This is a genomic window from Parvularcula maris (assembly GCF_024505085.1).
GTDB classification, from domain to species: Bacteria; Pseudomonadota; Alphaproteobacteria; order Caulobacterales; family Parvularculaceae; genus Parvularcula; species Parvularcula maris.
In genome coordinates this window covers 88451-101731 of sequence record NZ_JANIBC010000006.1, presented here as the reverse complement: position 1 = coordinate 101731, position 13281 = coordinate 88451, and the positions used below count along the sequence as shown (strand labels likewise).

Genomic DNA, 13281 nt, shown 5'->3' with positions numbered 1-13281 from the left:
AGGGAAGCAGCCCATGTGTCGCTCCCCCATAGGTGGGGGAGCTGCCGGCAGGCTGAGGGGGCGGCGCGCAGCGCCACTAAAGCGCCTCTTCCAGCATCCGCTCGATCAGCGTGTCGATGCCGTGGCCCTCGGCGCGGGCAGTGTAATTGAGAGCCATACGGTGGCGCAGGACCGGCTTGGCCAGCTCGACCAGGTCCTCGGTCTCGGGCGAGGGGGCACCGCGCAGGAGCGCCCTGGCCCTCAGCGCCAACGAGAAGGCCTGGCTGGCGCGCGGCCCCGGACCCCAACGCAGGTGCTGGGCGAGGGCGCCGCCCTGCCGGGCCGTGCGCACGAGCTTCAGCACCGAATCGATCAGCGTGTCGCCAACCGGCATGGCGCGGACGAGCTCCTGTGCCTCGACCAGTTCGTCGGAACCCAAGATGAGATCGGCCTGCCGGTTCGAGGTGAAGGTGGTGGCGCGCAGCATCTGCCGCTCCGCCTCTACGGAGGGCTGATCGACGTTGATCTGCAGGAGAAACCTGTCGAGCTGCGCCTCGGGCAGGGGGTAGGTGCCCTCCTGCTCGATGGGGTTCTGGGTGGCGAGGACGTGGAAGGGGGCAGGCAGCTTGCGGACCTCACCGGCGATGGTGACCTGGCGCTCCTGCATGGCCTCCAGAAGGGCCGACTGGGTCCGGGGGCTGGCGCGGTTGATCTCGTCGGCCATGAGGAGCTGGCAGAAGACCGGTCCCTCGATAAAGCGGAAGCTGCGGCGCCCGTCCGATTCGTCCAGGACCTCGGAGCCCAGAATGTCCGAGGGCATGAGGTCGGGGGTGAACTGCACGCGCTTGTTCTCTAGGCCGAGCACCGTACCGACCGCGCTGACCAGGCGCGTCTTGGCGAGGCCGGGCGTGCCGACCAGAAGGCCATGGCCGCCGCAGAGAAGCGTGATCAGCACCTCCTCGATCACCCGCTCCTGTCCGAAGACGACCTGGCCGAGGGCCTCGCGGGTCTTCTCCAACCGAACGGAGAGCGCGTCGAAACGCGCCAGGAGGTCGTGCTGCGCTACGTCCATGGTCGAAAACCCTTTCCAGCCCTTGCCCTACCCCGCGTAGGGCGCTGCGTTACCTGAAGGCAAATGGCCATTCGGCAAACCATCGTAACCCGACGTCAGGCCTTTTTCTTCGGTAGCGATTGATTATTTATCGATAAAGGCGTTAGGGTTTTCGCTCTAGGGTACGTCCATTCGAGGCTTGGGAGGCTTCTTTGACAGAGTTCATCGGCGGGCAGGATCGTCCGCGACTTACCGTGTGGCAGTTCTTCAAGAGCCTGGGCAAAGTGGTCGTCGGCGGCGCCCTCCTGCTGCAGGCGTTCCTCTTCATCGTGGTGTTCGCGCTGCTGGTGACGGTGCTGGGCAGCATCAACCAGCAGATGGCGGGCAAGAACGAGGAGGGGCCGTCCCTCAAGATCGAGGAGGGCTCCGCGCTTCTCTTCAACCCCAAGGGCGTCCTGGCAGAGACCGCGCCCGAGGTGGACCAGTTCCAGCAGGCCCTCAACGAGGCCTTCGGCGGCGGCGGACCCGGCCAGGTCAGCGTGCACGAGCTGATTCGCGTCATCGAGCACGCCAAGGGCGATGAGCGGATCAGCGCCATGGTGCTCGATCTCGGCGGCCTGATCGTCCCCGACGCCTACCTCTCCAAGGCGATGATCCTGGCCGATGCGGTCGAGGACTTCCGCGAGAGCGGCAAGGAGGTCGTGGCGGTCGGCGATTTCTACGGCCAGAACCAGTACCTCATCAACTCCGAGGCCAGCACGGTGCTGATGCACGACCAGGGCTCGATGATCTTTTCCGGCTTCGGCGCGTTCCGCACCTACTACGCCTCGCTGCTCGAGAAGCTCGACGTGACGGTGAACGTGTTCCGCGTCGGCACCTTCAAATCGGCGCTCGAGCCGGTGCTGCGCGACGACATGTCCCCCGAAGCCGAGCTCGCCAATGTCGAGCGGCTGGCCGTGATGTGGGACCACTTCACGAGCCGCGTCGACGAGAACCGCGGCCTTCAGAGCGGCAGCACCGCGGCCTTCGCCAACCAGCAGGCCGCACGCACCCTGGCCGCCGGCGGCAGCACCGCCGAGGCGGTCGTCGCGGCGGGCTATGTCGACCAGTTGATGACCCGCCAGGGTCAGAAAGACTTCATCGGCGACATCGTCGGCTTCGATGACGAGGGCGAGCCGAACACGGTGGCTCTGCGCAAGTACAAGGTGGCGGTGCCCGCGGTCGAGGACCGTCCCGAGATCGGCAACATCGCCGTCATCACCGTCGAGGGCACCATCATCGACGGCGCCCAGGAGCCTGGCGTCGCCTCGGGCAGCTACATCGCCCAGCGCCTGAAGGAGGCCCGCGAGGACGAGGACGTGAAGGCCGTGGTCTTCCGCGTCGACAGCCCCGGCGGCTCGGCCTTCGCCTCGGAGATCATGCGCGATGAGATCCTGGCGCTGAAGGAAGCGGGCAAGCCCGTGGTCGTCTCCATGAGCTCGCTCGCGGCCTCCGGCGGCTACTGGATCGCGGCCCCGGCCGATGTGATCTACGCCCAACCGACGACGATCACCGGCTCGATCGGCATCTTCGCCTACCTGCCGACCTTCGAGAAGCTCGCCAACAAGTACGGCGTCTTCGTGGACGGTGTCGGCACCACCAACCTCTCGGCCCTCTCCGGGATGCCGCTCAACGAGCTGCCCGAGGAGTTCAAGATGCTGCTCCAGGCGAGCATCGAGAACGGCTATGACGAGTTTCTCGGCGTGGTCTCGGAAGGCCGTGGCCTGACCACCGAACAGGTCAGCGAGATCGCCGAGGGCCGCGTCTGGATCGGCGAGACCGCCGCCACGATCGGCCTGGTCGACAAGCTGGGCGGTCTTCAGGATGCCATCGCGGAAGCTGCGGCCCTGGCCGAGCTCGAGGACTACGATGTCGGCGGCGTCACCAAGGAGAAGACCAAGTTCGAGCAGTTCCTCGAGAGCCTGACCGGCGAGGCGCAGGCTCGGGGTCTGATCGAAGAGGACAAGCTCTTCGCTGCCCGCACCGCCGGTTTCGACCGGACGACCCTAGGCAAGGCCGCCGCGATCATCGACCGGGAGCTGAAGCTGAACGCCAGCTTCGACGATCCGAACGGCCTCTATGTTCGCTGCCTGGACTGCGGCGCGCCGTAAACAACGCAGCGGCGGAGCATCTTCAAGTGCTCCGCCGCTGAAATTGTACCAATCAGGAGCCCCGCAAGCGAAGCCACCTCGAAGGGCGACCACAAGGTTACGGGGCTGATGCTGCCTCATCTCTCCCTTCGGGAGAGATCGACATCTTCGATGTCGAGTGAGGGCGAGCTGCATACAGGTTCGAGCTACAAAGTCCCTCACCCGAAGCCTGCTGAAGCAGCCTTCGACCTCTCCCGGAGGGAGAGGTGGGTGCGACAGGCTTAGCTCACGAGCCATGTTTCCACTCCTGCATTTCCGAACCCCGCCTGTCCTTGACCGGTCCGCGGGGCTCTTTCATGTCTGGGGGCATGGATCTTTCCCGCCTTGCCGCCTCCCTCAGCGACCAACCGGACGACGCCCCCCTGCCGGTGGAGAACTGGCGCCCGCAGCACTGCGGCGAGATGGATTTGGTCATTAGGTCGGACGGAAGCTGGTGGCACGAGGGGACGAGGATCAGCCGTCCGGCACTGGTCCGGCTGTTCTCCCGTGTCCTGCGCCGCGATGACGACGGCTACGTGCTGGTCACCCCGGTGGAGAAGATCGCCATCACCGTGGAGGACGTGCCGTTCCTGGCGGTGGATATGGATGAGACGGAGGAGGGCTACCGCTTTCGCACCAATGTGGGTGACATGGTTGTGATCGGACCGGACCACCCCATCGAGCTTCGCGACGTGCCCGAATCGCCGTCCAGGGCGCCCTATATTCGCGTGCGCGGAAAACTGGACGCGCGCCTCGACCGCGCCGTCTACTACCGCTTCCTCGACATGCTGCCCGAGGAGGACGGGGCACTGGTGGTGCGCAGCGGCGGCGCCACCTTCACGCTTCCCATCGAGGAGGCACGATGAGCAGCGCCCTGCTGGCGCAGCTCGAAGCCAGCCTGCGAACGAAGGATGCGAGCCGCGAGCGGTTCCTGTTCCGTGAGCTGAACCCAGGCCTTCCGCATACGCCTATCCTGAACAAGCCGCCCTCGAAGCCGAGGCCAGCAGCCGTTCTGATCGGCGTGCGGATGAGCGACGAGCCTACCGTGATCCTCACCCTGCGCGCGCCGACCATGCCCTCCCATGCAGGGCAGATCGCGCTTCCCGGCGGGATGCCGTCCGAAGGCGATGACGGCTTCGTGGGCACCGCCATCCGCGAGGCGGAGGAGGAGGTGGGCCTCTCCCCCTCCGCCGTGCGCGTCCTGGGGAGCTACGGCCCCCATCACGGCGGGCTCGGCTATGTCGTCACCCCGGTCCTCGCGGCGGTGAGGGGCGATGCGGATGTCGTGGCCGACCCGCGGGAGGTGGCCGACGTTTTCGAAGTGCCGCTAGCCTCGCTCCTCGACCTCTCCGGGCATGTCACCGAGAACCGTCAGTTCAAGGAGGTCACCTACCAGATGTACGCCGTGCCGAGCCTCGATACGGCGGGGCGGCATTGGAACATCTGGGGGCTGACGGCCGGTATTCTGCGGACCATGGCGGAGTGCATGGATGAGGTCGCCTGAAGAAGCCTTTCGCTGGACCAGCGAGCCGCGCCTGCAGCGCATCACGGCGGCGCTTCAAGCGGGCGGCGAAGCGCGCTTCGTCGGCGGCTGCGTGCGGGACAGCCTGCTCGGCCAGGACCCGCTGACCTCGGACGCCATTGACATCGACATCGCCTGCGACCGCACGCCGGTCGAGATGAAGGCGCTGTTCGATAAGGCCGGTATCCGCTGGATCGCCACTGGAGAGGACCACGGTACACTGACGGCTGTAGAAGGCGGCATGGTGGCCGAGTGCACGACCCTGCGCGCGGACGAAGAGACCGACGGCCGCCACGCCGAGGTGCGCTTCACCCGCGACTGGGACGAGGACTGGCGCAGGCGGGACTTCACCATCAACGCCCTCTATCTGTCCCCTGATGGAACCCTGCATGATCCAGCCGGGGGACTGCCCGATCTCGAGCGGGGAAGGGTGCGCTTCATCGGCGATGCTGGCACGCGGATCGAAGAGGACGCGCTGCGCATCTTGCGTTTCTTCCGCTTCTCCGCCCGCTTCGCCCATGCCTTCGACCAGGAGGGGCTGAAGGCGATCGCCGAGCGCGCAGGGCTGCTCTCGATCCTTTCCAATGAGCGGATCTGGTCGGAGCTGTCCCGGACTTTCGCCGCCGGGCGTGCTCCCGAGGCCTTTAGGGCAGCGGAGGCGGCGGGAGTGTTGGAGAAGCTGCTGCCCGGCGCTGCCAACCTACCCCTATTCGATGCCGTACACGGACAGGACGGAGCGATGACACCTCCTCTAGGCGCGGCAGCGCTGTGGCCGGGTAGGGAGAGAGTGCTTCTGAAGGAGGCCTTCAAACCGTCCACGGCCTTTCTCGATACCTATGACGGGATCGGTGCGGCAAGGGATGCCCTGCAGGAAGGGCAGGGGGTGAGAGAGCTTCTCTACCGCTTCGGACGTGACGCTTCGGAGGGCGGGGTGAGGCTGACCATGGCGGACGGTAAGGCGACCCAGGCGATACTCGATCAGGTCCGCAGCGATGAGGTGCCGGTCCTTCCCTACGGCGGAAAGGACCTCCTCGCCCTCGGTCTGAAGCCGGGGGCTGAACTGGGCCGCACCCTGAAGATGTTCGAGGCGGCGTGGATCGAAGCCGGGCTCCCTACCGAAGAAGCGGCCTGCGAAAGTCTGCTCCGGCAGGTGACGGCGTAGTCGCGTTTGTCGATGAAGCACGCCAGTTAGCCGGTGCACGCTGACTTTTCGCCTACGAACTAACCCGGCACCACCCTAAGCGGCAAGCCTTCGTGCCGCTTCCAGGTCGATGGAGAACAGGCGGCTGACGCCCTGCTCCATCATGGTGACGCCGAAGAGCCGGTCCATGCGGGACATGGTGAGGGGGTGGTGGGTGACCACCATGAAGCGGGTGGTCGAACTCTGCGCCATGATCTCGAGAAGGTCGCAGAAGCGCTCTACATTGGCGTCGTCCAAGGGCGCGTCGACCTCGTCCAGCACGCAGATGGGCGCCGGGTTGGTGCGGAAAGCGGCGAAGATGAGGGCGGTGGCCGTCAGCGCCTGCTCCCCGCCGGACATCAGCGAGAGGGACTGCAGTTTCTTGCCGGGCGGGCAGGCGAAGATCTCAAGACCCGCCGTGAGCGGATCGTCACTGTCCACGAATTTGAGCTCGGCCTGGCCCCCGCGGAAGAGCGTGGTGAAGAGCTCGCGGAAATGGCCGTTGACCGTCTCGAAGGCGGCAAGAAGCCGCTGGCGCCCCTCGCGGTTGATGGCGTTGACGGCGGTGCGAAGCTGGGTGGAGGCGGCCTCGCAGTCCTCACGCTCCGAGCGCAGGGTCTCCAGACGCTCGCCCACCTGCACGGCCTCATCGGCGGCAAGGAGGTTGACCGCGCCGAGGCGCTCGCGCTCGCGCTCCAGCTTATCGAGGCGGCGGGTGGCTTCCTGTACGGACAGCTTCTCGCCGGTGGCCACCATCAGGGCACCGATGTTCTCAGCGCTGACTTCGGCCTCTTCGAGTACCTCGTCGAGCTTGGCCTTGGCGGCTTTGAGTTCGGCGCTCAGCTCTGCCAGGGCTTCGCGCGCGGCGGAGGCACGGGCCTCGGCCTCGCGGCGCAGGCGGTCGGCTTCGGTCTGGCCTTTCTGCCGCTCGGTCAGCTCGTCGCGGATCTTCTCCCATTTCGAGGTCGCCTCGAAGACGGCGAGCTCTAGGCTCTCCTCCTTGGCGCGGTCCTCCTGGGGGGCGGGCTGGTTGGCGATCTCATCCTCCAGGACGAGGCGCTGCTCCTTGAGCTGATCGATCCGTGCGGCGGCGGCGCTGCGGCGGTCGCGCCAGGCCTTGGCGGTGGCCTCTTCGCGGCGGAGGTGGTCGCGGCGCTCGGTGGAGAGGCGGCGGTGCTCGGCCGCCTGGCCCCTGGCTCTGCCAGCTTTGCGCCGAGCCTCATCGCGGGTCTCGCGGGCTTTGGCAAGGATGGTCTCGTCCGCGGGAGGAGCGAGGGCGATCTCGGCGGTGCGGGCAAGCTGCGCCTCGGCGGCCTTGAGGTTGGCGGCGTTGGCTTCGAGCTGTTCGTCGAGGCTCTCGCGGCGCAGACGGGAGGCGTCGCTATCGCGGGTGAGGCGGGTGAGATGCTGCTCGGCTAGACGCTCCGCACGCACCGACTCGGAGACGGCGGAGCGGGCCTGATCGAGCTGGCTCTTGGCCTCTTCGTGCTGGCGACGCGCCGTCTCGGCGTCGAGCTGCGCCTGGGCGAGGCGGCCCTGAACGGCTTCCTCTTCGCGGGTCAGGTCTCGAAGGCGGGACGTTGCGGCGAGCAGCTCTTCGAGATGCTGCGCCTCAGCGCCCAGGCGGCGATAGCCGTCCCAGCGCCAGAGCTGGCCGCGGCGGTTGAGAAGGGTCTGGCCGGGACGCAGCGCCGCTAGCTGTAGCGCGGTGGGCTGATCGTTCACGAGGCCGATCTGAGAGAAGCGGGCGGAAAGCTCGGCAGGAGCGCCAACCTTATCGCCAAGCGCTTCGGTACCCTCGGGGAGAGCAGGAAGATCACCCGCGTGCTGGCCTGTCCAAGCGTGGCTGCCCTCCGTACCCAGAGCGGCGTGGAGCGCGTCGCCCAGGGCGGCGGCGACGGCGCCGCGCAGGTCTTCGGGGGTTTCGAGAGCCGTGAGGGCCGTGCGCTGACCATCCTCGGCCAGGACGGTCTTGGGGATGAGGGGGGTGAGGACCTTGCGCTCGTTCGCGAGGAGGCTCGCCGCCTCCTTGGCCTCGCGGAAGGCATCACCCGCCGCATCGGCCGCCAGGCGTGCGGCCTCGACCTCCTTGGTCCTAACGGAGACCAGCTCCTCCGCCTCCGAATGAAGCTGGCGGGCGGTGTCGGCCTGCTCCTGGGCAAGGTCCATGGCGCCCTGGTCGATCTGGGGCAGTCCCGCGCGTTTCTCGGAGAGGCGGCTGCGCTCCTGCTTGAGGGTCTCAACCCGCTGCTCGGCGGCGGCGCGGGTCTGCCTCGCCGCCTTGGCCTCCGCAGCCTGCTCGGCGCTCTGACGCTGGGCATCTTCGAAGGCCGTCTCCGCCTTCTGCGCCGCTTCATCGGCAGCGCGGGCGGCATCTTCGAGGGTCTGGCGGGTGTTGCCCTCCTCGCTGATGAGGCTTTTGAGGTGCTGCACCTTGCCTTCGGCGGCGGTGATGGTGCCGTCGGCCTCGGCAATCAGCTCGGCCTCGCGCTTCTCATCCGCTGACAGACGATCGAGCGAGCGCTCGCGCTCCTCGGCGGCGCGCTTGTGCATGGCGGCGTTGGTTTCGTAGGCCCTGAGCGCCGCTTCCGCCTTGGTCATGGCGAGGGAGCTGTCGCGCTCCGCCGTGCGCAGCCCTTCGAGGGCATCGTGCCCCTCCGTGGCCAGACGGTCCTTGCGGGCGGCGTCCTCCACCGCGTCGGCCACGGCGCCGCGGCGTTCGGACACCTGTGCGTCGAGCGCCTCATGCGCCTTGTAGCTGTCGCGCACTTTGGCGATGGCGAGGCCGCGGGAGGCGGTCTTGATCTCATCGGTCAGGGCACGGTATTTCTGCGCCTTGCGGGCCTGGCGGGCGAGCTGCTCGGACTGCACGTCGAGCTCGCCGATCACATCGTCGAGGCGCTCGAGATTGTCGGCGGCGGCGTTGAGGCGAAGCTGCGCCTCGTGGCGGCGGGCGGCGAGGCCTGTGACGCCGGCCGCCTCCTCGAGGAAGCGGCGGCGCTCGGTGGGCTTGGCGGCGATCAGCTCGGCGATCTGGCCCTGACGGACGAGCGCGGGGGAGGTCGAGCCGGTGGAGGCGTCCGCGAACAGCATCTGCACGTCCCTCGCGCGGACTTCCTTGCCGTTGATCGAGTACTGCGAGACCGAGCCGTCAGCCCGGCGCACCACCCGGCGGGTGACGGTGAGCTGGTCGGCATCGTTGAACTGGGCGGGGGCTCTACGGGAGGAGTTGTCGATCTCCAGCGTCACCTCGGCCCAGGACCGTGCCGGTCGGCCCTGCGCGGTGCCGGCGAAGATCACCTCGTCCATGCCGGAGGCGCGCATCGCCTTCGCCGAGTTCGCGCCCATCAGCCAGCGCAGGCCCTCGACCAGGTTCGATTTGCCGCAGCCATTGGGGCCGACCACGCCGGTCAGGCCGGGGCGGATGTCGATCTCGACCGGCTCGACGAAGGATTTGAATCCGCAAAGACGCAGTCGTTCGAAACGCATGACCTACCCCAGTTTCGGTGAGATGCCCTTGCGAGAATCTACACCATGGCTGCCGACGGGAGAAGTGAGCCGGCAGCTTACCACTTGGCAAGCTGGGCGGCGGACCCGAAGCCCATCCCCTACAGATGGAGACTGAGCTTCGACCGATTCGCTGAGGTTAAGGGTGAGGAAAGAGCCCCCTTCGCCCTTCGGGCACCTCCCCCACTTCGTAGGGGAGGGAAGCAGAACCAACGCTGCCTTCTATGTCGCTCCCCCTCCCCGAGGGGGAGCTGCCGGTAGGCTGAGGGGGAGGAATCTTAGCTACGCTTGTCGACTTCGGCCTGAAGGGCTTCGGCGGCGGCTTCGGGGTCGCTTGGCATGGAGAAGGTGCGACCGTCGATGAAGAAGGAGGGGGTGCCGGTGGCGCCGTCCTCGCCTGCTTCCTCCACGGACTCGGCGATGGCTTCGCGGATGTCCTCGCGCTTGAAGCAGTCCTCGAAGGCCTTGCCGGACAGGCCGACCTGAGCGGCGATGTTGTTGAACTCCTGCGCGGGGTTGGGGCCGCGGACCCAGTCGTTCTGGCGCTGATAGAGCGCGTCGACAACGCCCATATAGGCCTCCGGGCCGCCTTCCGTAGCGGCGCAGCGGGCGACGATGAAGCCGGCCACGGCGAGGCGCTGCGGCGAAGTGGGCAGCTCGCGGTACTCGAAGCGGACCTTGCCGGTGTCGATGAACTGCTCCTTCACCGTGGGGTAGACCCGCTGGTGAAACAGACGGCAGCCGGGGCAGGTGACCGAGGCGTACTCGATGATCGTCAACGGCGCGTCCTCGGCGCCGATGATCATCGGCCCGGCGGCCAGCGAACCTTCGGGGGCGGGGATGCTGTCCGGCTCGGCGGGTTCGGTCTCCGCCGCCGCCGTCTCTTCGGCGACTTCAGGGGTTTCGGCTTCTTCCTCCGCCGCGTCACCGCCGCCGCAGGCAACGAGAAGGCTGGAGGCGGCGGCCAGAAGGGCGAGGCGGAGCGTGTCGTTGTTCGTCATGGAACCCCTCCTAAAACGCCGTAGCGCCCGGCGCTAGAGGGTAGGGCGGATTGAGCCGCGATGCGCGTGTGCGTGCCGCGGGGAGCTTCGCGTTCCGCCCTACTTGTCGACCAGCGCCTTCTGCATCGCGTCGAGGGCCGAGCGCAGGCTCTCGCTCTTCGGCTCTTCTTTTCCGCGCGGCGCCTGGGTGTCCGGCTTCGGAGCGGCCATGCGTCGGCTGTTCCAGCGGCTAGCGTCGGCGCCCTCGCGGAAGGTGATCTTGCTCAGCCGCGGCAGGCCCAGCTTCTGGCGGATGCGGCCGAGAAGGGCGTCCTGGGCGTAGCGCAAGCGGGTCGCGGCTGCGCCGCTCTTCACCGAGAGCTCCAGCGCCTGCACGCGGCCCTGCTGCACGATGCGGATGGGGCGGGCGAGGCTGGCGAGTTCCGGTCCTGCGATCTCGGCCCATTCGGCGGCGAGGCGCGGGTCCATGGCGCCTGAGGCCTTCGCCAGCCGCGAAAGGTGCGGGGCTAGCGACTGCGCCAGTTTGGGCGCTGCCCTTCGCGCGGGCCGCGTCCTGAAGCCTTGCGTCTTGGGGCCGGGTTCTCGCATGAGGGCAGCATGGCGAAGGCGAGTGAGCTGGGCAAGGACGAAGAGCGCTTCGCCGAGACCCTTTTATCCTGGTACGACCGGTCGGCGAGACGGCTTCCCTGGCGCGTTCCGCCGGGTGAGGGGGTGCGGCAGGACCCCTACCTCGTGCTGATCTCCGAGACCATGCTGCAGCAGACCACCGTGGCCACCGTGAAGGGGCGGTTTGGTGCGTTTATCGAGACTTTTCCGAGCGTCGAAGCGCTAGCCTCGGCTAAGGAGGAAGAAGTGCTCGCGGCTTGGGCGGGGCTCGGCTACTACCGCCGGGCGAGGTCGCTGCATGCCTGTGCGAAGGCTGTAGCGGAAGTGCACGGGGGCGTCTTTCCGGCGGACGAAGGCAGCCTGCGCAAGCTACCTGGCATCGGTGCGTATACGGCAGCGGCCATCACCTCGATCGCGTTCGGTCAGCGCGCCGTGGTGGTGGACACCAATGTCGAGCGCATCGTCGCGAGGGTGAGGCGGATCACGGAACCTCTGCCGAAAGCACGGAAGCTGATTGCGGGCGAGGCCGAGAAGCTGATGCCGGAGGACCGCTACGGCGACTATGCCCAGGCGCTCATGGACCATGGCGCGACCATCTGTCGGCCGAAGGCGCCTGACTGTCTCTTATGTCCTGTACGGCCCTTCTGCGCTTCGGCGGGGACGGAGGATGCCGTCCGGCTACCGATCAAACCGCCGAAGAAGACGCGGAAGCAGGTCGAGGGGGTGATGGGTGTGGTGACCTTGCCTAGCGGGGAGATCGTTGCCGAAGACCGTCCCGGCAAGGGCCTCTTCGCTGGGATGCTAGGCCTGCCCGGCGGTGGTTGGGACGGACGCGAAGTGCCTTCCTGGCTCGAAGGGTTCGAGGAGGCAGGTGCGGTGAGGCATGTGCTCACCCACCGTGAGCTGAATATTACGGTGATAACGGGCAAGGTCAGTGAACTGCCTGCTGGCTACCGCGCTGTTTCGGTAGAAGGCGCTCGCAACTCCATGCCGACGCTTTTTGTAAAAGCGTTGGGTTCAGGGATTTGATCTTCAACCATCAAGACTGTCGTGTACGGAGAACGCTACCGCCGTCACACCGGAAAGCCCAAAGGCTTATCCGGGATCCATCGACCGAACCGTTGCAACAGCTTGATCGGTTCAGTCCATGGGTCCCGGCTCTCCGCTTCGCTACGGCCAGGATGACGGTGCGGAACGTCACGTTGAGGACGGGAAACGGCGCTCAACTGGGCCGTGCTCTGATCGCCTGGCGCAGCTCGTCGATGGGGGCGTAGCTGCCCTTGGCGCGCTCGTAGTGCCAGAAGGTCCAGCCGTTGCAGCTCGGCGCGTTCTGCAAGGTGGCGCCTACCTTGTGGATCGAGCCCTCGATCAGCTCGGCCGCTAGCGAGCCGTCGGCCTTCACCCTTGCACGGTGCTTGCCCTTGGCGCAGCGCAGGGTGGTTCCCGGACGGAGCATGCCTGCCTCGACCACCTGGCCGAACCCGACGCGGGGCGCCTTGCGCGGGGCAGGGATGGGGGCGAGGTCCTTCTCGTTCTTCGGTCTGTTGACTGCCGCGATGCGCTCAGCGGCGGCCTGAATATAGGTGCCGTCGCGCTCAATGCCGATATAGCGGCGACCCAGGCGCTTGGCCACGGCGCCGGTGGTTCCCGTACCGAAGAAGGGGTCGAGGACGACGTCACCCGGCTCGCTGGTAGCGGTGAGGATGCGGTGAAGAAGCGCCTCTGGCTTCTGCGTCGGGTGTACCTTGGCACCCAACTTCTTCAGGCGCTCCGCACCCGTGCAGAGCGGCAGCGTCCAGTCGGAGCGCATCTGCACGTCCTCATTGGCGGCCTTGAGGGAGTGGTAGTTGAAGGTGGGCCGGCCCTTGGGGCTCTTCGCCGCCCAGATCAGCGTCTCATGGGCGTTGGTGAAGCGGGTGCCGCGGAAGTTCGGCATGGGATTACTCTTAACCCAGACGACATCGTTCTGGATCCAAAAGCCCAGATCCTGAACGGCCGTCCCGAGACGGAAGATATTGTGGTAGGAGCCGATCACCCAGAGCGAGCCGTTCTTCTTGAGAACGCGCTGGGCCTCGCTCAGCCAAGCGCGAGTGAACTCGTCATAGGCGCGGAAGCTCTCGAACTGGTCCCAGTCATTGGTGACGCCGTCGACGCGGGACTGGTCGGGGCGGGTCAGGTCATCCTTGAGCTGAAGGTTGTAGGGCGGATCGGCGAAGACCACATCGACGCACTCATCGGGGAGCTTCTTCATCTCCTCGATGCAGCAA

10 protein-coding genes are annotated in these 13281 nt (G+C 67.0%); 5 read left to right on the top strand and 5 right to left on the bottom strand.

The genetic code is table 11. The features are described from left to right. Window positions 1-76 precede the first annotated feature (76 nt). A complete protein-coding gene (locus NOG11_RS09465) occupies window positions 77-1051 on the bottom strand; it encodes an AAA family ATPase (RefSeq protein WP_256619514.1) in 975 nt (324 codons plus the stop codon). Between the two features lie 191 nt (window positions 1052-1242). Between NOG11_RS09465 and sppA the strand changes: the two genes are divergently transcribed. The 4 genes from sppA (at window position 1243) to NOG11_RS09445 (ending at window position 5882) form a co-directional block, all read left to right on the top strand. Further along, a complete protein-coding gene (gene sppA, locus NOG11_RS09460; RefSeq protein ID WP_256619513.1) occupies window positions 1243-3180 on the top strand; it encodes a signal peptide peptidase SppA in 1938 nt (645 codons plus the stop codon). Window positions 3181-3527: 347 nt separating this feature from the next. Further along, window positions 3528-4064, top strand: a complete 537-nt coding sequence (locus NOG11_RS09455) for a DUF1285 domain-containing protein (protein WP_256619512.1) — start codon at window positions 3528-3530, stop codon at window positions 4062-4064. Next, window positions 4061-4702, top strand: a complete 642-nt coding sequence (locus NOG11_RS09450) for an NUDIX hydrolase (protein WP_256619511.1) — start codon at window positions 4061-4063, stop codon at window positions 4700-4702. The genes NOG11_RS09455 and NOG11_RS09450 overlap by 4 nt, the downstream gene beginning before the upstream one ends. Next, a complete protein-coding gene (locus tag NOG11_RS09445; RefSeq protein WP_256619510.1) occupies window positions 4689-5882 on the top strand; it encodes a CCA tRNA nucleotidyltransferase in 1194 nt (397 codons plus the stop codon). The genes NOG11_RS09450 and NOG11_RS09445 overlap by 14 nt, the downstream gene beginning before the upstream one ends. A gap of 75 nt (window positions 5883-5957) precedes the next feature. Here NOG11_RS09445 and NOG11_RS09440 read toward each other — a convergent pair whose 3' ends face one another. The 3 genes from NOG11_RS09440 to NOG11_RS09430 form a co-directional block, all read right to left on the bottom strand. Then, a complete protein-coding gene (locus NOG11_RS09440; protein ID WP_256619509.1) occupies window positions 5958-9389 on the bottom strand; it encodes a chromosome segregation SMC family protein in 3432 nt (1143 codons plus the stop codon). A gap of 296 nt (window positions 9390-9685) precedes the next feature. Beyond that, window positions 9686-10408 carry a DsbA family protein gene (locus NOG11_RS09435; protein WP_256619508.1) on the bottom strand — a complete coding sequence of 241 codons (723 nt, stop codon included), beginning with the start codon at window positions 10406-10408 and terminating at the stop codon, window positions 9686-9688. A gap of 99 nt (window positions 10409-10507) precedes the next feature. Next, window positions 10508-10996, bottom strand: a complete 489-nt coding sequence (locus tag NOG11_RS09430) for a DciA family protein (RefSeq protein ID WP_256619507.1) — start codon at window positions 10994-10996, stop codon at window positions 10508-10510. A gap of 9 nt (window positions 10997-11005) precedes the next feature. Here NOG11_RS09430 and NOG11_RS09425 point away from each other — a divergent pair, with 9 nt between their 5' ends. Then, entirely contained in the window at window positions 11006-12043 is a 1038-nt protein-coding gene (locus tag NOG11_RS09425; RefSeq protein ID WP_256619506.1) for an A/G-specific adenine glycosylase, read from the top strand. 193 nt (window positions 12044-12236) lie between these two features. Here the strand turns inward: NOG11_RS09425 and NOG11_RS09420 are convergent, their stop codons facing one another. Then, a complete protein-coding gene (locus tag NOG11_RS09420; protein ID WP_256619538.1) occupies window positions 12237-13265 on the bottom strand; it encodes a site-specific DNA-methyltransferase in 1029 nt (342 codons plus the stop codon). Between the last annotated feature and the right edge of the window lie 16 nt (window positions 13266-13281).